Genomic DNA, 21418 nt, shown 5'->3' with positions numbered 1-21418 from the left:
ATGGCCAAGGTAAAGGTTCTAGTTGTAGATGATTCTGTTGTCGTCAGAAAGGTTGTCAGTGAGATATTAAGCCGCGATAGCGAGATTGAAGTTGTTGGCACAGCTGAAAATCCGTTAATCGCGCGTGAAAAAATAAAGCAGCTTAATCCGGATGTACTGACGCTGGATGTCGAGATGCCGGAGATGGATGGCGTAACCTTTCTGCGCAACCTGATGCGTCTTCGGCCAATGCCGGTGGTGATGTTATCGACACTGACGACAGAAGGAGCCGACATCACCCTTGAGGCGCTGGAGCTTGGAGCGGTCGATTTCATCGCCAAGCCTCGCAGCGATCTCGCAAAGGGCCTGGAGCGTTTTGCCCAGGACCTGATCACCAAGGTCAAGGCCGCGGCCAGCTCACGTGCAGCACTGCAACGCCTGCAGGCGATGAAACGTACCCGCAAGCCGGCAACTCTGGTCAATGCCAGCGGTCGTATAAACAGCTCGGGTATTATCGCAATCGGTGCTTCGACAGGTGGCACCGAAGCGATACGTGATGTCCTGATTGAACTGCCCCGTGAAGTCCCGCCGATCGTCATTACCCAGCATATCCCTGAATCCTTCAGTGGCCGCTTTGCTAACCGTCTGAATACCGTTTGCGCCCTGTCGGTCTGTGAAGCGCAAAGCGGTCAGAAGCTCGAACCGGGCTGTGCCTATATAGCACCCGGCAACAAACATCTTGAGATTGTTGCTGAAAGTGGTGGTTATCGTTGCAGGCTGAGTGACGATGAGCCCGTAAACCGCCATCGCCCGGCGGTAGATAAGATGTTTGATTCGCTGTTGCAGTGTCAGCCCCGCAATGTCACCGCAGTGCTGTTAACCGGGATGGGTAATGACGGTGCCGCAGGTATGTTGGCATTACGTAAGGCCGGTGCTTATACCGTCGCTCAGGATGAGCAAAGCAGCCTGGTCTGGGGTATGCCGGGAAGTGCTGTGAAAATGAATGCCGCTGTGCAGGTAAAACCATTAAGCCGAATCGCGTCAGTGATTATGGATCAAATTAGCAAGTAGTCCTGAGAGTTGAGGAGAATGATGTGATCAATCGAACGGTAACCGGCGGAATCGTCATTGCTGCTTCTGTCATTATCATTGCAGCAACACTGTTTGAGTGGCCAGCCTATATCGTTATTGTAGCTGCGCTGGCTTCGCTGATAATCGCGGGACTGTTTATGGCTGGCCGCGAGTCTCAGCAGCCGTCCCCGGACATGGTATCAACCCCGGCCAGCCCGTCTTCCAGGGGGATTGAATATGCCCTGATGGACAGCAGTACTGAAGTCGTGGCCACGATTAATCATGAAGTGCAGTTCATTCATCAGGAAGTCGAACGGGTCAAAGCGCTGATTGCCGATGCCGTAAAGGTGATGGGCGGTAGTTTTCAGACGGTCAATCAGCTGTCGGAGACTCAGGGTGCGCTGATACAGGAAGTGATCGATACCACTCAGAACAACAGTGGTGAAAATAGTATCAGCATTCAGGAGTTTGTCCGCGAAACCAGCGGCATTCTCGAACAGTTCGTCGATGTAATGGTGAATGTTTCCAAGCAGAGCCTGGAAACCGTGCACAATATCGATGACATGGTTGAGAAGCTTGATGGTATTTTTCAGCTGATCGAAAACGTTGAATCCCTCGCCGGGCAAACTAACCTGCTGGCGCTGAATGCGAGTATTGAAGCCGCGAGGGCCGGGGAAGCCGGAAGAGGTTTCGCTGTGGTGGCTGATGAGGTACGCTCACTTTCTATCAACTCGGCTGAACTTAATAATCAGATCCGTGAAAGTATTAATGGTGCCAAGGAATCGATTGCTCAGTTACGCGATAATGTGGGGCGGATGGCCTCTGCGGATATGAGCGACACCATTGAAACCAAAGAACGTGTTGGTGAAATGCTTGATTATGTTGCCGATATGAACAATTTCCTCGGAGACAGAATTCAGGGAATGAGTGATATCGAACACCAGATTGATTCTGCTGTCGGTGACGCTGTGCGTTCGCTGCAGTTTGAGGATATTTCATCCCAGGCTCTGGATTCGGTAAGACTGCATACAGCGACGCTGAGCGATATTTCAGAGCTTATGCGTTTGGAACGCTGTACCAGTAGTGCCGATATAGAAGAACAGCTTGGACAGTTGAAAGAGTGTTGTCGGGAAAGGCGCAGCCGCGCAATGGAAGTTAACCAGAGCCGCACTGTATCTCAGCAGGATATGGATGAAGGCGAGATAGAATTGTTCTGAGTAAGGGGAACGTTGTATGCCGATTACAAGTAGCGTTGCAAGTGATGGTCGCTCTGTAAATATAGTTGTAAGTGATCGCTTCGATTACTCGCTACACCAGGGGTTCAGGGACAGTTACCGTGGAGTCGATCAGGCAGGTGCCCGTTTTACTGTTGATCTGAGTAAGGCCCAGTATATGGACAGCTCTGCACTGGGGATGATTCTGTTGCTGAAAGAACATGCGGAAAAAATTGGTGGTGAAGTTGTACTTCGCAAGCCAAACGAAGCGGTACGTAAGATTCTGGATATTGCTAAATTTGGCCGCTTTATTGATATAGAGGACTAAGCATGGTCTCAGCGGTGACTGTTCAGGAGACCGGTAAGCTTCCTCTGGCGCTGATCGTCGATGATTCACTTTCAAACCGAATGACGCTCGAGGCTATGCTTCGCATTCAGGGATTTGAGGTGATCACAGCTGAGAATGGCGAATCCGGGGTGAACCAGTTCCGGGAGCTTGCACCCGAACTGGTGTTAATGGATGTACAGATGCCGGTGCTGGATGGTATCGAAGCGACCCGACAGATTAAGAGTCATGCCGGTGATAATTTCGTGCCGGTCATCTTCGTGACCAGTTCGGAAGATGAAGAAATTGTTAAGCGCTGTATCGATGCCGGTGGCGACGATTTCTTCCAGCGACCTTTCTCTCCCTCCACGCTAAACGCAAAAATCAAAGCCCTGCGCCGTATCGGCAATCTTTACAACGAAGTCCGGGGGCTGAACAGCCTCAGGGAGCGGGAAGAAGATATCGCAGAGCAGCTGTTCAGTAACGCAATCGAGAGCGGTAACGTTGCTGACAGTAAAGTCCGTATCTATAAAAGACCCGCAGCCACGTTTAGTGGCGATGTGCAGCTGACGGCTTTCCGGCCCAATGGCGACCTCAACGTTTTGCTGGGGGATTTCACCGGGCACGGACTCACGTCTGTTATCGGTGCCTTGCCTCTGTCTGAAACCTTCCGTGCGATGACCCGTAAGGGGTATAGCGGCGAAGAGATCCTGTTGCAGATCAATCGCAAGTTACATGGCTTACTGCCGTCCGGTATGTTTCTGGCGGCTTCCTTTGTCACTCTGGATGTTTCATCCGGCCATGCCCGGATCTGGAACTGCGGTATGCCGGAGATTCTGCTGATGGATGGCAGAAGCAAAGAACTGAAAAAGGTGATTCCCTCTGCTGATCCGCCACTGGGGATCTTGTCCGAGCTGGATCTGACGCCGGTGGAGAATGTGCAGGTAAATCCTGAAGACCGGATCCTGTTGATGAGTGATGGCGTTCACGAAGCACGCTCGCCTAAAGGCGAGATGTTTGGTGAAGAGCGCTTGTTGATGGCGGCCAATAAAGGGATGAAGCACGGCAACCTGATGGATCAGGTGGTCTTCTCTGTTGGTGCCTTTATGGCAGGCCGGACCCAGGATGACGATGTTTCGCTGATCGAAGTGCCGGGCTACGTGCAGGCTCCGCCCCAGTCATTTGAACAGGTCGGCCAGAACTCGATCGAGAAGGTCAGTGAAGATGAGCACTGGAAGTGGAGCATTGTGTTGCGGGGCGGCTCCCTGAAACGGGTGAATCCGGTTCCTTTGCTGCTGGGACAGTTGCAGGAGCTGGAGGGGCCGGGGGAGCACTGGCAACATCTGTTTACCGTAGTCACCGAGCTGTTTGTGAATGCGCTGGACCATGGTGTGCTGGGACTGGACTCCAGCCTGAAAAGCTCACCTGAAGGCTTTGCCGAATATTTCCAGGCGCGGGAGTCAAGGCTGGAAAACCTTTCCGACGGTTATGTGAAGATACGGGTCTCGCATGCGCCGATCGATAATGGTGGCCGCCTGATGATCTGTATGCAGGATTCCGGAAAGGGCTTTGACCATCAGGCCTGGCTGGAGGCTATCGCCGCCGACAAGATTCCGGATGACGGACTCAGCGGCAGGGGAATAAAGCTGCTGATGGAGATGTGCGAATCCATCTCCTACAGCGAAGAAGGCTCCAGGGTCGATGTCAGCTTTGCCTGGAGTAATAGCTGACAGGCGGTTTAGGCGCTGCACTCCAGCCCCACTAATGTAAGTGCAAACTGCGCCTGTCTGCCGACAGGCGCAGCTTCGGTCCGGTGCTTATTTGGAATCCAGTCTGGCGTTTATGCGTGCTTCTATCGATTCCAGTTTACTCTTCATCAGCTCGATGGCGTCATCGTCCTCGCGGATCTCAGGCGAAATTTTCAGGGTATCCAGCAGATCGATCAGGAAACCCTCCTCATTCATCTTTACGACCTGTTCTTTAGTCCAGGTTTGCATCTTAAGGGCCATCGGGTCTTCCTTTCTTTAGGGAGTGCTCAATTATTTATGGTTCACGCTACCCGGATTTGCAAGTTCATTATCAAGCCCGCATTGTGGAATCAGTCGGCTTGACGCTGGGCGAAAATTGATCCGGATCAATGGTCACTGGCAGTTTCAGATCGCTGTCGGGTAAATATTGAGCTATATCAATTTACGCTAATGTAAACAGCGTTAACCTCAACTCATCGATTGATCCCCTGAATCTGGAGTGAGGTGCTACTGATGGATCCTTATCTGTTTGAAACTCTGTGGCCTAGTCTGTTGGGCGTTGCCGGTATGACTGCTGCAATGGTGTGGGGCTTCTTTAAAATTAAGAAGCTGATCCAGGAAGACCAGCCTAAGTAATCTGATGCCAGGGTAGTTTCAGCTTTGCCTGCGGATGTGTTGGCTGGCAATCTTCGCCGGCTATAAGCGGCAAAGCCCGAACCTGGTGATGACCGGTTTCTTTGAGATTGCTGACATACCTTCTTCTCGGATGGGTCAAAAAGGTCGGCAATCAATATTAAGAGAGGCTGTGGGATGGCAGCCTTTTCTTCTTTTCGTCGTCGCTGAGCCGGGCAGCCGTAAAGGCTGGCTCCCCCATTAACCGGCACTGCAGGTGACAGTCAAAACCAGATCTGAAGATCTGGTTTTTTTGTGTCTGCTGTCTATTCTGGATCAGAGGCTGCTGGCGCCGGCCCTGAATGTTGCGGCGGTGCGCGCTACCTCTTCTACGGATGTAACCGGCAGGGAGCACCGATCGGGATTACAGATAAACATGACAGGCCTGCCCATATCCGGATATCGTCCCGGTTTTTCAAAGTGCAGCAGCTTACGGGGATGGTTGCTTACCAGTCCCGCCCGATAAAGGGCCTTAGCCTGATTATGCGCAGGATCGCCGACGACGGAAAATTCCACATAGGCGGCCGTGAGCTTCTCCAGTAACAATGCTGTCTTACCTGTCATCTTTCCTTCGCGTGCAAGAATCTCCGGTGTTGCGACGGCTCGCAGGGTGGCCTCGGCGATGGGCTGATAGCGCCTGTCTTTTGTCAGGATATGCAGGTCGTAGAAGAATGCAGCGGCCATAGCATTGTCTTCGAGTGGTTTGCGTGGCGCGATTAACCGGGCGGTTTCATCCAGTGAGGTGGCGAAGAAGCCATGCTGGCTGACATCATACAACTGCTCCAGCATGGCATCGCCCAATGAAGTGGCATAACCGAGCCACTTTGAATCGCCGCTCGCCTGATAAAGGTCCAGCAGTGCCTGGCCGAACTGGGCCTGGCTGCGTAGGAACGGGCGAACTTCCTCGCTGTGGGGATGAACCCGCTGGTCGTCCGACATGGCGGCGTTTTCAACTGACTGGCGTATCCAGCCAGACGGTTGCAGGCGTTCCGCGATCAGACTGTTGGCGGCGGCAACCGCGCGTTGCAGGTAGCGATCATTGCCAAAAACCTCCCAGGCCCGGACATAGCCGCTGATGACCTCGGCATTCTTGTCGGTGTATACCGCATGGTCGATCGGTGGAATGGCAAAGCGGCGGCGCTTCTCATCACTATCCAGCAGCCAGTAGTCCTGAGGCCACCAGTTTGCCGGCAGATCTTCAGGTTCATCCTTCTGGTTGGCGTACCAGGTATGCTCCGGGCTAAGCATCCAGTTGTTCAGGTAACGGTCGATTTCAGCGGCAGCCTTTCTGTAACGTTCATCAGCGGTCAGTTTGTAGGCCTCGCTGAAAGCGATCAGGGCATTGGCCTGGTTACCGATCCGCTTTTCCGGAATGGCCATCAGTTTACGGAATCGCTCGGGGACATCTTTAACGGACGCGGCTATCGATGCCTGATAGGCGCCGCCCCATACCGGGTCGAGCGTGCGCAGGAAACTCTCGCTGACCTGCAGCGCGGAATCGCGTAACGCCTGGTTGTCGTACAGGTGGGCGCGGTAATACAGATGCAGCATCCGTGGGCCGGTGACCTCGGTATTGACGCCCCAGCGTCCCCAGCCACCGGTTTCTTCATTAAAGGCCCGGTCCAGTTGCAGCCGTACCTGGTCGCGAATCAGGCTCAGCTCGCTGGATACAGGTTCCGGCGCGGTCGCGTAGGGGGCGTTGGGATCGGCTTTCAGCTCCCCTTTGCGGTGCTGCGTTGCCAGGTCTTCGAGCAGAGGAATGAAGTTGCGCGGCAGGCGGTTGCCTGCCGTGGCGAATACCTGTGTGGTATCCGGGAGCAGGAAGGCGGTCGCGGGCCAGGCCCAGTCGGAGTAACGCTCACCGATATCAGGCCGGGCCTGGGCATCGACGGCGATGGCAACAAAATCACGGTTGATCCGATCGATGACTGCCTGGTTACGGTAGGTTACCCGTTCCATGCGGTTGCAGGCGGTGCAGCCTTCCATTCCGACATTAATCAGAATCAGCTTGTTTTCAGCCCGGGCCTTGTCAAAGGCGGCTTTTTCCCAGCGCTGCCAGTCGACACCGTCCTTGTGGCCGAAGCTGGCAGCCTGAGCCGCGCTGATAAGTCCTGACAGACCAAGCAGCGCAGTCAGAAGTAACCCGGCACTGAATCGGTGGATTTTTGCGTCCTGTCCCATTGTGGCTCCCTCATGTTTACGATGAGGCCTTGGACAAGGTGGACGGGGTGAAAGTTTTCAGCGCGACGAAATAAACTTCAGCACCCGGGCGGGGTGCAGGCGGTCGCCAAAGCTGTTAACCAACAGGCCCGCCATCACCAGCAGAATACCGGCGAACTGCACGCTGTTGAGTTGCTCATCCAGAAACAGCCAGGCACTGAAAAGACCGAAGACAGGCACCAGTAGGGTGAGGGGTGCGATGGTCGATGCCGGGTGGTGTTTCAGCAGCCAGGCCCAGCTGCCATAGCCAAACAGGGTGGCGATTGCGGCCAGGTAGAACAGCACTGCGGCGGATTGCCAGGTCATCGCCGAGAGGCTGTTGAGTATCAGTTCCGGACCTTCGATAAACCATGAGGCGGCAAAGAAAGGGAGCGGGGGGATCAGCCCGGCCCAGACCACCAGACTGATCAGATTAACGTTACCGAGCTGGCCGATCCTGCGGTTAATAATATTGCCTGCCCCCCAGGCGGCGGCTGCCGTAATAGTGAGGACAAAGCCGATCAGCGTCATATTGCTGTCACCGCTCTGGCTGGCCAGCAGCCAGAGGCCGCCCGCGGCGATCAGCAGGGCTATCAGCTGGCGCATCCGAAACGCCTCGCCCAGAAATACCAGTGCAAACAGCAGGGTAAAGATGCTCTGGGCCTGCAGCACCAGCGAGGCCAGTCCGGCAGGCATGCCCAGCTGCATGGCGCTGAACAGCAGGGCAAACTGCAGGAAGCTGATGGTAAAGCCATAGGCCAGTAGCCAGCGCAGGGGCAGCTTAGGTGGCCGGATAAAGAACACGGCGGGTATAGCCACCAGCAGAAAGCGCAGGGCACCCAGCAACAGGGGAGGCAGCTCTTCCAGTCCCCAGTGGATAACCACAAAGTTGAATCCCCAGGCGGTGACCACCAGCAGGGCGATCAGCCAGTCTTTTTGTTGCATAGCCGCAGACTTCCTTTTATACACGGAGGTATGCAGTGTGCGCCGCCGGGCGATGCTGTGGCAAGCATAAGCTTATCGCTACCGACATACTTTGACTGATAGCGGCGGACTATTGGTGAATCCTGCTGTAGTTGCCAGACTGAATATCAAATGTCCATTAATGAATAAGGCACTTTGCGGCAATGGTCTGCCCTGCAGTAAGAGTCGAAACAAACCGGTGCGGGAGGTCTGTGATGGAACGCCCAAGAGATGAGTTTGATACCGACTATGAGGTCGGGCAGGACAACGTCCAGGTAATGGGGATGGATATCCATAACCCGGTCTTTGGTATCAGTGCCTTTTTGATCCTGGTGTTTGTGGTGCTGACACTGATTTTTCCGGCGGATGCCAAGGTGATGCTGGACGGGGCCAAGGGCTGGTCGATCAACAACTTTGACTGGCTGTTTATGGTCGGTGGAAACTTCTTCGTGCTGTTTTGTATTGCGCTGATTTTCCTGCCGGTAGGGCGGATCAGGCTGGGCGGCAAAGATGCCAAGACGGATTTTACCACCCTGTCGTGGTTTGCGATGCTGTTTGCCGCCGGGATGGGCATCGGCCTGATGTTCTGGTCAGTGGCAGAGCCCGTGGCCTACTACACCGACTGGTGGGGGACGCCGCTGAATGCCCCGGCCAAAACCGCGGAGGGAGCGGCCGCTGCCATGGGGGGCACCATGTTCCACTGGGGACTGCATCCCTGGGCGATCTACGGTGTGGTGGCCCTGTCTCTGGCCTATTTCACCTACAATCGTAACCTGCCGCTGACCATCCGTTCGACGTTTTACCCGTTACTGGGTGAGCGCTGCTGGGGTTTCTGGGGCCACTGTATCGATATTCTGGCGGTACTGGCGACTATCTTTGGCCTGGCGACCTCACTGGGACTGGGGGCGAAGCAGGCGTCCAGCGGACTGGCCTTCCTGTTTGGTATTCCCGATGCGATTAACACCCAGATCGGCATCATTATTGCGGTCACCGCAGTGGCGATCTTCTCGGTAATGCGCGGCCTGGATGGCGGCGTTAAGCTGCTGAGTAATATCAATATGGTGATGGCGCTGATCCTGCTGCTGTTTGTGGCGATCATGGGGCCTACGCTGGCGATTCTGATCAGCGCCGAAACGATCTTTACCAGCTATCTGGAGAATATCCTGCCGCTGAGTAACTGGATCGGTCGCGAAGACGACAAGTTCTTCCATGGCTGGACGGTGTTCTACTGGGCATGGTGGATCTCCTGGTCGCCGTTTGTCGGCATGTTTATCGCCCGGATATCAAAAGGCCGTACCGTCCGCGAGTTTATGATCGCCGTGCTGCTGGTGCCGACACTGGTAACGATGGTGTGGATGGCCGTGTTCGGCGGCTCTGCCCTGTATCAGGCACAAAATGGCATTGGCGCACTGGCCAATGGTATAGGTGAGGTCTCGCTGGCGATGTTCCAGATGTTGGAAAATCTGCCATTGGTAAGTATTACCTCGGCCCTGGGAATCATCCTGGTACTGGTGTTCTTCGTTACCTCCTCTGACTCCGGCTCGCTGGTTATCGACAGTATCACCGCCGGGGGGAAGGTGGACGCCCCGGTCAAACAGCGCGTGTTCTGGGCTACGCTGGAGGGAATGATCGCGGCGGTGCTGTTATTCGGTGGCGGTGCCGAAGCGCTGAGCGCACTGCAAGCCGGCGCGATCACCACCGGGCTGCCCTTTACGGTGGTACTGGTCCTGATGTGTGTCAGTCTCTACCGTGGGCTGAGCCGGGAACAGCAACGCTGATAGAGTGACCGCTTAAGGCCGCTTGCCTGACCGTTACGCCGTGCGGCAATCTGCCGCGCGACAGCATGTCACATTCGATCGAGGGAACTTCTGTAATACACTTCGCAACTTCTTATTAGTTATTTCTAATTTAGCGGTGTCTGAAGTGAAGAAGAAGGAATTCTGGCTGGCCGTTACAGCGGCGATTGTGTCCCAGACCGTTGTAGCAGAAAGCGATGTCGCTGGCGCAGCGGAAGCGGTGAAACTCTATCCTGCCGAAGCCTTGCAGGTGCTGGGGCAGTCCCCGGCGCAGCTTAATCCGGCGCCGCTCAGTGATGGAGGTGAACTGCTGCGCTCGGTGAACGGGGTCTCCGGCTCCCGCATGGGCGGCCGTGGTATCGACCCGATTATCCGCGGCCAGAGCCAGGGCCGCCTCAATATCCTGCTCGATGGTGCCTATCTCCACAGCGGCTGTCCCAACCGGATGGACCCGCCGACGACCTACGCGGTGACCGACAGCTACGATCAGATCACGGTGATCAAGGGCAGCCGGACGGTTATCTATGGCGGCGGTGGCAGTGGCGGCACGGTACTGTTTCAGCGTGGCTGGCCGGATATCGAACAGACCGTCTCCGGGGAAGCCAGCTACAGCTACCGCAGTAATAGCGATAGCGAAGCGCTCAACCTGGATCTGACTGCCGCCTCCGAGCTGGGCTACCTGCGTGTGATAGGACACCGGGGGGAGGCGGAAAACTATCAGGACGGCGCGGGCAATGAGGTTCGCTCGGCCTGGGAGAGCCAGTCGGCAGGCCTGCTGGGCGGCATTCGTCTGGGTGACAATACCCGGCTGGAGGGCAGTTTCGAGCAGGTTGAAGAGGAGAACGTGCTCTTCGCCGGTGCCGGTATGGACAGCCCCTTCTCCGATAACGACAGTATGCGCCTGAAGCTGACCCATGATTTTGCCGCTGGCAACCTGCAGCGCCTGCGTGTGGAGGCTTATCGGACAGAGATTAATCACCTGATGGACAATTTCAGCCTGCGCCCGGCCGGGATGATGCAGATGAAGGCGCCGACCAGCTCGGACACCAGCGGCGGCCGTGTCCTGCTGGATGCCTACTTTGCGGATACAGCCTGGGTGTTCGGGGCCGACCTGCAACAGAATGACCGCAACGGTACGGTCATCAATAATATAAACGGCATGAAGGGCGGAATTCTCTGGCCGGAGGCGGAGATCCGCCAGTATGGCCTGTTTACCGAAGCGGAGCATCGCCTGGATAACACCAACAGCATCAAGGCAGGCCTGCGGCTTGACCGGGTCAGCGCTGAAGCCGGGCGCAGCCGGGAAAGCTTTATGCTGATGGGCACCCCGACAACACCGGCGGCGCGTTATCAGGCGATCTATGGTGCCTCGGATCAGCCGCAGGACGAGACCAATGTGGCCGGTTTTGCCAGCTGGAGTCATCGCCTCAACAGCCATTATCAGTTGGAAACCAGCCTGTCCCGCAGCGTGCGCAGTGCCGATGCGACCGAGCGTTTTATGGCGAAGGGAGATTGGGTGGGTAATCCGCAACTGGCACCTGAAAAGCACCATCAGCTGGAACTGTCGCTGGACTTCGACAACGGTGACCACCGCTGGCAGCTGAGCAGCTGGTATAACCGGGTCTCCGATTACATCCTGCGCGAATATCGCGGTAATGTGCAGAGCTACCGCAATGTCGATGCCGAGCTCTACGGGATCGAATTTGAAGGCCGTTACCGCCTGAGCGATAGCCTCAGCCTGCGCCCGGCGCTGGCATGGCTGCAGGGTAACAACCGCGATGACAACCAGAGCCTGTCCCAGATCTCACCGCTGAGTGCCCGCCTGGCGCTGGAATACCAGCAGAGCGACTGGCTGCTGGCAGCTGAGCTGGTGACTGCCGCCCGGCAAAATGATGTCTGTCTGCGCAGCGACAGTGCCTGTAACGGCCTGGATGTGCAGAAAACCCCGGGTTACGGGGTGATGAATCTGCATGGTGAGTACCGCATTAATGACAGCCTGATGCTGACGGCAGGTGTTGATAACCTGTTCGATAAGCTCTGGCGCAGCCATGAAAACCGCGAAGATGTTAGCGGTAACCAGGTGCAGGTGGCCGAACCGGGACGCAGTGCCTGGCTGAAGCTGAGCGCTACCTTCTGAGCCATTGCCATGCTCCCGGCGGCAACGGGATGCCCGCAGTCTGCGGGCACTCCGTTGCCCTGGGGCCAGTCAGGCAGGGCTAAAGCACTGAAATCAGTTACTTTTCAATATCTAGGAATAATTCCTAATTTACAGGTTTAAGTGGTGCCTGTTCGACCCGCTGCGTTACCATCGGTGCTCTTATTCAGTCTGCAGGGAGTATGCAGTGTGCGCAATTTAGTTATAGCGGGTGCGATCGCAGGAGCAGGGATCGCCGGGTACCTTATTAATCAGTCCGTCAATCAGCCGCAGGACCCGACCCAGGCGGTGCTGAGCCATGTGCCCGCCGATACGGTGATGTTCAGCGGCCAGCTACAGCCGTTCCCGATGAAGGCCTATCTGCAGTCCACGGCCCTGACCCAGCCTAAATCGCCGCAGCACCTGGCTGAAGCCCTGCAGGATGAATCCGACCCCAGAGCCCGTTTCTTTGGTCAGCTGATGATCGCCTACATGGACGCCGCCGGATCAGCCGAAACATTCCAGCAAACCTTCGGCCTGCCGGATGAGATGCGCTCCTTTATCTACACCCTGGGCTTCATCCCGGTGGCACGCTATCAGGTGGCCGATCCGCAGGCGATCTGGACTTTGCTGGACAAGGCTGAACAGGAAAGCGGCCTGAGCCATCAGCTGCGTTACCTGAAAGGGCAGTCGTATCGCGCCTATCCGCTGGGCGAGGATGGTAAGACGCTGGACCTGCTGGTGACTGAGCGCGACGGCTGGGTCAGCATCACCCTGGATACTGACTTTAACGATGCCGCAGTCACCGAGATGGCCTTTGGCCTGACGAAACCGGCCGTCTCGCTGGCCGACAGCGATAAACTGGCGGCGCTGCAGAAACAGCACGGTTTCGAAGCTACTAATATCAGCTATATCGATCATCTCAACCTGGTGACCGGCCTGACGACCGAGAAGGGTAACCTGCTGGCAGAGATGCTGGGGAATGTCGTCAAAGCCGGCGAACTGGATCTGGCAGATGTTCGCACCGACGCCTGTCGCAGTGAATTGAAGGGGGTGGCGGAAAACTGGCCCCGTATCGTGATGGGCTCGCGCGAAACCAATATCAGTGCCGAGAAAACGCATATGGTGGCTTCAGCGGTACTGGAGAGCAAAAACAAGGTCTTTATGGATGCGCTGAACTCGATGCAGGGCTTCCTGCCCGAGTATCTGTCCCAGCCATCGGTGTTCGGGTTTGGCCTTGGCCTTGAAGCCGATAAGATCAGCCCGGCGCTGACATCAATCTGGAACGATGCCATGACGCCGGAATACAGCTGCCAGCCACTGCAGCAGATGCAGCAGTCGATGTCAGGCAACAACCCGATGATGCTGGGCATGGTGACCGGTATGGCGCAGGGCGTGAAAGGCGTCTCGATGTCGCTGCTGGACTACAGCCTCAATACCGATGCCACCAAGCCCGACCTGGACAGCTTCGAGGCGATAGTCTCGCTGAGTGCCGAGAACCCGGCGAATCTGGTTAATCTGGCGAAATCGATGCTGCCTCAGCTGGCGCAGCTGGAACTGCCGCTGGATGGTACCGCAGTGGATATCTCCGGCCTGCTGCCGATACCGCCCAACTTCGATGTTCAGCCGATGCTGGCGCTGAAGGGCAAGCATCTGGTGCTCTATACCGGTGACAAGGGCGCCGCCGTGGCCGATCAGCTGAAAACAACTGCACCGGTCGCCAATGGCCTGCTGAGCCTGTCAGTGGATTACCAGAAGGCAATGGCACCGATGATCCCGATGCTGCAGATGAGTGCCGATCCCGAGCTGGCGGATGATATCGCCCTGCTGCAGGGACTGGACCTGCGCCTGAAGCTGGATCTCGGACCGAACCCCCAGGGCGTCGAGCTGCTGACCGAGTTCGATATGAAAGTGCCACAAGAGGTCGAGACCGCGGCGCGCTAAGTCTGAAGCCGCTGTCATACTGATCGCAGCCTGTCCGCCCCCGGTACTCAACCGGGGGCTTTTCCCCTATCATTGCCGCCCCTGACATAACCATGATGGCGGTACCCTCCCTTGAAACTCAGCCTGCGCCTGCAACGGATCGATGCGATGATCCCAGAGACTCCAGAGCCTGCTTATGAGCATATCTGGGACTGTTGCTGTGACCATGGCCAGCTGGGGATGGCCTTGCTGGCACGGCGGGCGGCGCACAAAGTGCACTTTGTCGATCGGGTACCGGCGCTGATGGCCGATGTCGAGTCCAGCCTGCAGCGCTTCTTTGCGCACCTGCCGAGGCAGAGCTGGCAGGTTCACTGCGCCGATGTGTCGCAATTGCCGTTGCCGGCTGCGGGACGCCAGCTGGTGATTCTTGCCGGGGTCGGGGGCGAGTTGCTGGTCGAACTGGTCACAGCCCTGCTAAACGCCCATCCGGGTCAGGCACTGGAATTTATCCTCTGTCCGGTACGGCAGCAGTATCAGGTGCGCCAGGCCTTGCGGGCGATGAACCTCGGGCTGCTGGCCGAATCCCTGCTGCAGGAAAACAACCGCTTCTATGAAGTACTGCATGTCACCACCGCCCGCGATGCCGCGCCGGTCAGTCCGGTGGGCGCGCAGATGTGGGATTTCGACCAGGCCACGCACCGCGATTACCTGCGGCGCACGCTGAATCACTACCAGCGCATGCTGCAGCGTAATCCGGCAGCTGCCGAAGTCATTACTGCCTATAAACAGCTGCTTAACTGACCATCATCAGGCAACTTTACTGTCCCCGCCGGGTAATTGAATTAGTGCTAGTTATTTAGCGCTGAAATGCTAACTTAGGCGTTTCAGGCATTATTGGGATGATTGCGCCTTGCTTAAAACCTGTTCTCGTTTTCTGGCAGAATTCAACCTGCCGCAGATTGTCGCTTCCGGTCCTTTCCGGGGCGCGTTGCTGTTCAGCCTGCTGATCTGGGTCATCGATCCGCTGCTGGCGGCCTGGCGCTTCCGTGATATCTCCTTCCTGCAACAGCTGACCCAGCCTACCCCGGAGGAGATCGCGTTCCGCGTGGCGATCAGTGCACTCTGGCTGCTGTTCGGGCTGGTGGTGGGGCATATAGTGGTCAGGGCGCGGCTGCAATACCGCCAGTTAAAGCAGCAACAGGAGCAGATGCAACAGATCATCGCCTCCGAGCCTGAATGTGTTAAAACCGTCGCCGAGGACGGAACTCTGCTGGATATGAACCCGGCCGGGCTCAGTATCATTGCCGCCGATTCAATCGAACAGGTACGTAACGCCTCGGTCTATGACCTCATTGCCCCGGAAGACCGCGAAGCCTATATCGAGTTTAACCGCCGCATCTTCTGTGGCGAATCGGCCCAGATGGAATACGACGTGCTGGACCTGCAGGGCGGGCGGAAACGGGTCGACAGCCATGCGGTGCCGCTGTGGGACAGCGATGGTCAGGTTAAGGCACACCTCGCAATTACCCGCGATATCAGCGAGTTCAAGCGCTATCAGGATGAACTGAAGCAGTTCTCCGTGGTGGTAGAGCAGTGCGCCACCATGGTGATGATTACCGATCCGCAGGCGCGTATTACCTATGTGAACCCGCGCTTTTGCAGCGTCACCGGCTACAGCCGGGCGGAGTGCCTGGGACAGAATCCGCGCATGCTGAATTCCGGTCATCATGACGAGGCGTTTTACCTGACACTGTGGGGCCAGATCAGTCAGGGCCTGGAGTGGCGTGGCAACGTCCAGAACCAGCGTAAGAACGGTGATCTCTACTGGGCCTCGGTGGTGATTTCACCGATCCGCAACGAGCTGGGCGAAATTTCCCACTACCTCTGTACCCAGGAGGATGTCACCGAGGCGCACCAGATGACGCGCCAGCTGGAGTACCAGGCCAGCCACTGTATGCTGACCGGGCTGATTAACCGTCATCGCTTCGAGCAGCTGATCAGCCAGCGGCTGCAGCAGTCGCAGCTGGATCTCAGCCAGCATGCGGTTTTCTTCCTCGATGTGGATCAGTTCAAGCTGATCAACGACAGCTGTGGCCATGAAGCCGGAGACCAGCTGCTGCGACAGCTGGGCAATCTGATGCAATCTCAGGTGCGCCAGCACGATGCTGTCGCCCGCCTCGGCGGCGATGAGTTTGCCATCCTGCTGGAGCACTGCAGTCAGACGGAAGCCCTGCGCCTGGCGGAGCAACTGCGCCAGGCGGTGGAGAACTTCTCCTTTGCCTGGGACGAGCAGCAGTTCAAGATTACCGTCAGCATCGGCGTCGTCAGCCTCGACCGCAGCTGGCCCAACGCCGCCAGCGTGCTGAGTCAGGCCGACTCCTCCTGCTACACCGCCAAGGACCTGGGCCGTAACCGTACCTTCCAGCAGCTGGACGAGGCCGCGACTGAGCGCCGTCATGGCGAGATGCTGTGGATCAACCGTATCCACCAGGGCATCGAGCAGAACCGTTTCTGCCTCTACCAGCAGGAGATCGCCGGGCTGCAACCGGGGGGAGACACCCATTACGAGGTGCTGATCCGCTACCGTGACGAAGCGGGCAATATCATCCCGCCGGGGGCCTTCCTGCCACCCGCCGAGCGTTATGGCCTGTCGCCTAAACTGGACCGCTGGGTACTGCAGCAGGTCTGTGCCTTCCTGGCCGACAACCCGGACAACGAGCTGCAGCTGTCGGTTAACCTGTCCGGCCTGTCGATCAACGATAAGGACTTCCTGACCTTCGTCAGCAATACCCTGCAGCAATACCGTATCCGGCCGCAGCAGCTCTGCTTTGAGATCACCGAAACCGCGGCGATCAGCAACCTGGCCGAAGCAGTGGAGTTTATTAACCAGATGAAAGCCCTGGGCTGCCGCTTTGCCCTGGATGACTTTGGCAGCGGCCTCTCCTCATTTGGCTACCTGAGAAACCTGCCAGTGGATTTCGTTAAGATTGATGGCATCTTTGTGAAAGACCTCGCCGAAAACGAGATCGATCTGGCGATGGTGCGCAGCATCAACGATATTGGCCATCTGATGGGCAAGAAGACCATCGCCGAATTTGTCGAGACCGACGAGATCGCCCAGATCCTGCGCCAGCTTGGCGTCGATTACGCCCAGGGCTACGGTATTGCCCGGCCACAACCGATCGAAAGCCTGCTGCAACCTGCTGACTGCGCCTGAGACATAGCTCATATCGTCACTCTTGCCGGTTGTCCTGCCGGTGGCGGGATCAAAACGCCGGCACGGCAGTCATAAGGATTCAACCGGGCAACAGAGGCAGGAGCGGATGACAGCGTTAGACACCAATATGACGGAGACAGGCGTGCAGGCCATTACATCCACCGAGATCGAACAGGCACTGCAGCGCGGCATCCGGGCCTACTTTGCCCACTGCCGGGCGCAGCTGCCGGGATTTATCTGCCGCCATTTCCGCTACCCCGGTGCTATCGCCACCAACCGGGTCGCATTGGGCTGGGATATGCTGCGGGCACCGGTCAACCTGTTCTGGGCCCCGCTCTATGCCTTGCTCTGCATTATCCGCTTTCTGGTCGCCAAAACAGCCGGCAGGGGCTGGCTCTGGCAGCAGCTGGGACGCTTTCCGGCCGGTTTCACCACTCAGGTGCAGCAGAGTATCAGCCAGCGGGTACTGGCAGAGCTGTTAGGTGAGGGCCGGGCGGACAGCTCGCTGAGTTACTTTATCGCCGAAGAGTTGCAAAGCCTCTACCAGCGCCACGACCATCGCCAGCTGGACAGCGCCCGCTTTCATGCTCTGGCCGAACCGGTGGTGATGGAAGCGATCACCCAGTATCAGGTGACCCGCACCGCATCGGCCGATATCACCAACACCCTCAGCTGCACTGTGCTGGGCGCCTTTGCCTTCCAGAAATTTACTCCCGGCGGGCTGGGTATCGCCCTGACGCTGGCGGCGCTTATCAGCAATGAACTTGCCATCCGCAGCTTTGTTTTCGGGGAGGGGATCGGCAGTCTCTGGTATGCCTTCTTCCCGCCGGAACCGAGCCTCGGTCTGACCGCGGGTGTCGCGGCCGCGGTGATGGCGTTGCTGGCGGCCTTTGCCGCCCTGTCGGGTGTTATCTCCGATCCGCTGCAGGCGATGCTGGGACTGCACCGTCAGCGGCTGAATAAGCTGCTGGATCATATGGAGCAGGACTTTATCGAACGCAGCAGTAACCGCTTTCGCCCCAAAGACCAGTATGTGGCACGGGTGCTGGAGGTGTTCGATATGGTGAAGACCGGGCTGATGTAGGCGCTTCACGGTCTCCGGCGTCGCCAGATCTCCCGGTCGACCTGTCCGGGGACGTCAGCGTCGCGGACATCCAGCTGCGGTGTCAGGCCCTGGTCCAGCTGGCTTTCATAATCCCGGGTCAGCTTCACCACCACACCGGACAGCAACAGCAGGGCGGTCAGGTTGACCAGCGCCATCAGGCCCATCGATGCATCGGCGGCATCCCAGACGATGCCGACCTTTTCCTGCGCCCCCCAGAGCACCATCGCCAGGACCAGCAGCCGCACCGTATTGATCACGCCGTGGGCGCTGCGGTTACCCATCAGGTAGATCAGGTTGCTCTCGGCATACATGTAGTTACCGATGATCGAGGTGAAGGCGAAAAACAGGATCGCGATCGCCACCAGGTATTTACCGGCACTGCCAAGGGTCGCCTCCAGCGCCGACTGGGTCAGCGCCACCCCGGAAACACCGCTACCCGGTTCCAGCACCCCTGACAGCAGGATGACCAGCGCAGTGCAGGTGCAGATCACAATGGTATCGATAAACACCCCCAGCGCCTGCACAAAGCCCTGTGAAGCCGGATGGTGTGGCACCGGTGTCGCCGAAGCAGCCGCGTTAGGGGCCGATCCCATCCCCGCCTCATTGGAGAACAGGCCGCGTTTAACGCCGTTCATCAGCGCCACCATCAGGCCACCGGCGACCCCGCCTGCCGCCTGGTTCAGGCCGAAGGCGCTCTCGACTATATTCAGCAGCATCCCCGGCACGGCCGTGATGTTCATCAGCACCACCGCCAGCGCTACCAGCATATAGACCAGTGCCATCAGCGGTACCACCCGCTCGGCGGTATGGGCGATCGAACGGATACCGCCGAAGATCACCAGCCCGGCCACCAGCGTCACCGCAATGCCGGACCAGAGGGTATCGATCGCAAAGGCGGCATCCATCGCCAGCGCAATCGAATTGGCCTGCACCGCATTAAAGACAAAGCCGAAGGAGATAATCAGCAGTACCGCAAAGACCATCCCCAGCCAGCGCTGGCCCAGGCCGCGCTCGATATAGTAGGCCGGGCCGCCGCGATAGACCCCGTCGCTGTCCTCGGTCTTATACAGCTGTGCCAGCGCACTCTCGGCATAACCGGTCGCCATCCCCAGCAGGGCCGTCAGCCACATCCAGAAGATCGCCCCGGCACCGCCGATATACAGCGCCACTGCGACACCGGCCAGGTTACCGGTGCCGACCCGGGATGCGAGCGAGGTACAGAGTGCCTGAAACGGCGAGATACCGTGACTGTCCTCACGGCGGCCGCTGATCACAATCCGGAACATATGGCCAAAATGGCGCAGCTGCAGCAGGCGCAGGCGGACGGAGAACAGCAGCCCGACCCCGAGGAGCAGCGGAATCAGTAACTGGCCCCAGAGCAGGCCGTTGAGGAAATTGATGATGGCTTCCATCGCAGTACCTATCAGTCAGATATCAGGGGCGTACTAAGCTGAAGTGTAGAAGCTAATTGCCACCCGGAGATAACTCTGTGGCTATAGTTAACAACGTAGCGGCAGGCCTGATGCGTCGCCTGTAGCACCTTACAAACCGTTGAGGAGGCACAAGTGATCGGTAACCGCCTGCGTATCCTGATAATCACCGGCCTGATGCCATTGCTGCTGACCGGCTGCAACGATGCGATCGTTAACCACTATGCCTTCTTTCCGTCCCGTTTCAGCGCCGGCGATTACGATCTGAGTGGCAGTGCCGTCGAGGAAGTCTCCCTGCAGACGGCCGACAATATCCGCCTGCATGGCTTTTACCTGCCCCGGCCGGACAGCCGCAAGCTGGTGTTGTTCTTTCATGGCAATGGCGGTCACGCCCTGCACCGGCTGCGGGACGCCGAGCAACTGGCGGCGAAGGGCGTCAACGTATTACTGATCGACTACCGCGGTTATGGCCGCAGCGAGGGCGAACCCAGCGAATGGGGCGTCTACCTGGATGCCGCCACCACCCTGCGCTATGCCACCCGCACACTGGAATTTGCCCCGCAGGATATCTTTATCCTCGGCCGCTCCCTCGGCTCTGCCATCGCCATCGACCTAGCGCAGGGGCAGTCCCTCGGTGGCCTGATACTGGCCGGAAGCTTTACCAGCGGCCATGCCGTGATGGATTCCGCCGGGATGGGCTGGCTCGACTGGTTTGTCAGCCGCCGTCCCTTCGACCAGCTCGCCAAGCTGGAGCGTATCGATACCCCGGCGCTGTTTATCCACGGCCGCCGCGACCGCCAGATCCCGTTCCGCCTGGGGGAGGCGCTTTACCAGCGCTATCCCTCAAGTCACAAGAGTCTGGTCTCGGTCTCTAACGCGGGGCATAACGATCTCTTCCCCAATTACGGCCCCCGGCTCTGGAGCCGCATCGCCGCCTTTATCCAGGCCCCGCAGCAATATCAGAACAGGGTAGAGCTGTGGTGATGTTTTGATTTCTGCCTAGGGGGGCGAGATAACTCTGGGCATAGGGTAGAGCGGGTTGAGGTACGAAACCCTCGGGCGGCGTTGGAGCCTCTCAGTAACGTCGGGCCTCAGACGTTGTTGTGGGAGTACACGCCGTGCGCGATGAAAGGGGCCCTGAGTCACCCTAAGGCGCTGATAATAAAGAGTTTTATGATTCCGAAAGACTGCGTGGAACTACTCAGTCGGCCACCGTCTTGCTGCCAGACTTTGACCCTGTTCTGCATTGGCCTTTCGGCCCCAAAGGGGGCGTGCCGCCGCCCCCTTTGAACTCCCGGTGTAGTGGTCTAATGATTCCGGACACCATTTAAGGTGGTAAAGTCACCACCAAAGGAGAGGTGTTCAATGGCAAGACAGCGTCGTTCGTTTTCAACCGAGTTCAAAATGGAAGCCGCCAGCTTGGTGGTTGATCAGGGCTACAGCCTGACTGAAGCCAGTCGTGCAGTTGATGTGGGTGAGACCGCATTGCGGCGCTGGGTTAACCAGTTGCGTGCAGAGCGAGATGGTGTAACGCCAGCGTCAAAGGCACTTACACCCGAACAGCAAAAGATTCAGGAGCTGGAAGCCAGGATCAACCGGCTGGAGAGGGAGAAGGCGATACTAAAAAAGGCTACGGCTCTCT

Annotated in this window: 17 protein-coding genes; 13 read left to right on the top strand and 4 right to left on the bottom strand. The window is 57.6% G+C overall.

The genetic code is table 11. The features are described 5' to 3' along the window. From Q354_RS0104975 to Q354_RS0104960, 4 genes are read left to right on the top strand one after another with little or no spacing between them, the layout of a single operon-like run. On the top strand, positions 1 to 1050 hold the full coding sequence (locus Q354_RS0104975) for a protein-glutamate methylesterase/protein-glutamine glutaminase (RefSeq protein WP_027856649.1): 1050 nt from the start codon (positions 1 to 3) through the stop codon (positions 1048 to 1050). A gap of 23 nt (positions 1051 to 1073) precedes the next feature. Then, the gene (locus Q354_RS24660; RefSeq protein WP_051559907.1) at positions 1074 to 2267 is read left to right on the top strand and encodes a methyl-accepting chemotaxis protein; all 1194 of its coding nucleotides are present in this window, start codon (positions 1074 to 1076) and stop codon (positions 2265 to 2267) included. 16 nt (positions 2268 to 2283) lie between these two features. Beyond that, positions 2284 to 2592: an STAS domain-containing protein gene (locus Q354_RS0104965; RefSeq protein ID WP_027856648.1), complete on the top strand. Its 309-nt coding sequence runs from the start codon at positions 2284 to 2286 to the stop codon at positions 2590 to 2592. Positions 2593 to 2594: 2 nt separating this feature from the next. Next, positions 2595 to 4319 (top strand): ATP-binding SpoIIE family protein phosphatase, encoded by a 1725-nt coding sequence (locus Q354_RS0104960; RefSeq protein WP_051559906.1) that lies wholly within the window; start codon positions 2595 to 2597, stop codon positions 4317 to 4319. 87 nt (positions 4320 to 4406) lie between these two features. Here Q354_RS0104960 and Q354_RS0104955 read toward each other — a convergent pair whose 3' ends face one another. Further along, positions 4407 to 4598, bottom strand: a complete 192-nt coding sequence (locus tag Q354_RS0104955; protein ID WP_027856646.1) for a hypothetical protein — start codon at positions 4596 to 4598, stop codon at positions 4407 to 4409. Between the two features lie 252 nt (positions 4599 to 4850). Here Q354_RS0104955 and Q354_RS28845 point away from each other — a divergent pair, with 252 nt between their 5' ends. After that, a complete protein-coding gene (locus Q354_RS28845) occupies positions 4851 to 4973 on the top strand; it encodes a hypothetical protein (RefSeq protein ID WP_281174711.1) in 123 nt (40 codons plus the stop codon). Positions 4974 to 5285: 312 nt separating this feature from the next. Here the strand turns inward: Q354_RS28845 and Q354_RS0104940 are convergent, their stop codons facing one another. Further along, entirely contained in the window at positions 5286 to 7190 is a 1905-nt protein-coding gene (locus Q354_RS0104940) for a DUF255 domain-containing protein (RefSeq protein ID WP_027856644.1), read from the bottom strand. A gap of 57 nt (positions 7191 to 7247) precedes the next feature. Next, on the bottom strand, positions 7248 to 8153 hold the full coding sequence (locus Q354_RS0104935; RefSeq protein ID WP_027856643.1) for an EamA family transporter: 906 nt from the start codon (positions 8151 to 8153) through the stop codon (positions 7248 to 7250). A 233-nt stretch (positions 8154 to 8386) separates the two neighbouring features. Here Q354_RS0104935 and Q354_RS0104930 point away from each other — a divergent pair, with 233 nt between their 5' ends. From Q354_RS0104930 to Q354_RS0104905, 6 genes are all read left to right on the top strand, one after another. Further along, positions 8387 to 9949, top strand: a complete 1563-nt coding sequence (locus Q354_RS0104930) for a BCCT family transporter (RefSeq protein ID WP_036228615.1) — start codon at positions 8387 to 8389, stop codon at positions 9947 to 9949. Positions 9950 to 10094: 145 nt separating this feature from the next. Beyond that, positions 10095 to 12104: a TonB-dependent copper receptor gene (locus tag Q354_RS24655; protein WP_051559904.1), complete on the top strand. Its 2010-nt coding sequence runs from the start codon at positions 10095 to 10097 to the stop codon at positions 12102 to 12104. A gap of 207 nt (positions 12105 to 12311) precedes the next feature. Beyond that, entirely contained in the window at positions 12312 to 14045 is a 1734-nt protein-coding gene (locus Q354_RS0104920) for a hypothetical protein (protein WP_027856641.1), read from the top strand. Positions 14046 to 14156: 111 nt separating this feature from the next. Beyond that, positions 14157 to 14825 (top strand): tRNA (adenine(22)-N(1))-methyltransferase, encoded by a 669-nt coding sequence (locus tag Q354_RS0104915; RefSeq protein ID WP_027856640.1) that lies wholly within the window; start codon positions 14157 to 14159, stop codon positions 14823 to 14825. Between the two features lie 109 nt (positions 14826 to 14934). After that, positions 14935 to 17241 carry a putative bifunctional diguanylate cyclase/phosphodiesterase gene (locus Q354_RS24650; protein WP_051559903.1) on the top strand — a complete coding sequence of 769 codons (2307 nt, stop codon included), beginning with the start codon at positions 14935 to 14937 and terminating at the stop codon, positions 17239 to 17241. Positions 17242 to 17347: 106 nt separating this feature from the next. Continuing rightward, complete coding sequence (locus Q354_RS0104905; RefSeq protein ID WP_245600996.1) at positions 17348 to 18325, top strand: DUF6635 family protein; 978 nt, start codon at positions 17348 to 17350, stop codon at positions 18323 to 18325. A gap of 5 nt (positions 18326 to 18330) precedes the next feature. On the opposite strand, the gene Q354_RS0104900 is transcribed toward Q354_RS0104905, so the two are convergent. Then, a complete protein-coding gene (locus Q354_RS0104900; protein ID WP_027856638.1) occupies positions 18331 to 19758 on the bottom strand; it encodes an alanine/glycine:cation symporter family protein in 1428 nt (475 codons plus the stop codon). Positions 19759 to 19911: 153 nt separating this feature from the next. Between Q354_RS0104900 and Q354_RS27195 the strand changes: the two genes are divergently transcribed. Both Q354_RS27195 and Q354_RS0104890 read left to right on the top strand, forming a co-directional pair. Then, the gene (locus tag Q354_RS27195; protein ID WP_051559901.1) at positions 19912 to 20760 is read left to right on the top strand and encodes an alpha/beta hydrolase; all 849 of its coding nucleotides are present in this window, start codon (positions 19912 to 19914) and stop codon (positions 20758 to 20760) included. Positions 20761 to 21141: 381 nt separating this feature from the next. Beyond that, positions 21142 to 21418 (top strand): IS3 family transposase (locus tag Q354_RS0104890; RefSeq protein WP_027856637.1); only part of this gene is annotated, 277 nt, incomplete at its 3' end.

It is taken from the genome of Marinobacterium jannaschii DSM 6295 (genome assembly GCF_000620085.1).
GTDB lineage: Bacteria > Pseudomonadota > Gammaproteobacteria > Pseudomonadales > Balneatricaceae > Pontibacterium > Pontibacterium jannaschii.
This window is presented reverse-complemented; position numbering and strand designations above follow the sequence as displayed.

What these genes read in the sequence shown, in the direction of transcription:
- Q354_RS0104960 (WP_051559906.1), top strand. Translation starts at nt 2,595, where the DNA reads ATGGTCTCAGCGGTGACTGTTCAGGAGACCGGTAAGCTTCCTCTGGCG.
- Q354_RS0104955 (WP_027856646.1), bottom strand. Translation starts at nt 4,598, where the DNA reads ATGGCCCTTAAGATGCAAACCTGGACTAAAGAACAGGTCGTAAAGATG.
- Q354_RS0104940 (WP_027856644.1), bottom strand. Translation starts at nt 7,190, where the DNA reads ATGGGACAGGACGCAAAAATCCACCGATTCAGTGCCGGGTTACTTCTG.
- Q354_RS0104905 (WP_245600996.1), top strand. Translation starts at nt 17,348, where the DNA reads ATGACAGCGTTAGACACCAATATGACGGAGACAGGCGTGCAGGCCATT.
- Q354_RS0104935 (WP_027856643.1), bottom strand. Translation starts at nt 8,153, where the DNA reads ATGCAACAAAAAGACTGGCTGATCGCCCTGCTGGTGGTCACCGCCTGG.
- Q354_RS0104975 (WP_027856649.1), top strand. Translation starts at nt 1, where the DNA reads ATGGCCAAGGTAAAGGTTCTAGTTGTAGATGATTCTGTTGTCGTCAGA.
- Q354_RS0104965 (WP_027856648.1), top strand. Translation starts at nt 2,284, where the DNA reads ATGCCGATTACAAGTAGCGTTGCAAGTGATGGTCGCTCTGTAAATATA.
- Q354_RS0104930 (WP_036228615.1), top strand. Translation starts at nt 8,387, where the DNA reads ATGGAACGCCCAAGAGATGAGTTTGATACCGACTATGAGGTCGGGCAG.
- Q354_RS28845 (WP_281174711.1), top strand. Translation starts at nt 4,851, where the DNA reads ATGGATCCTTATCTGTTTGAAACTCTGTGGCCTAGTCTGTTGGGCGTT.
- Q354_RS0104900 (WP_027856638.1), bottom strand. Translation starts at nt 19,758, where the DNA reads ATGGAAGCCATCATCAATTTCCTCAACGGCCTGCTCTGGGGCCAGTTA.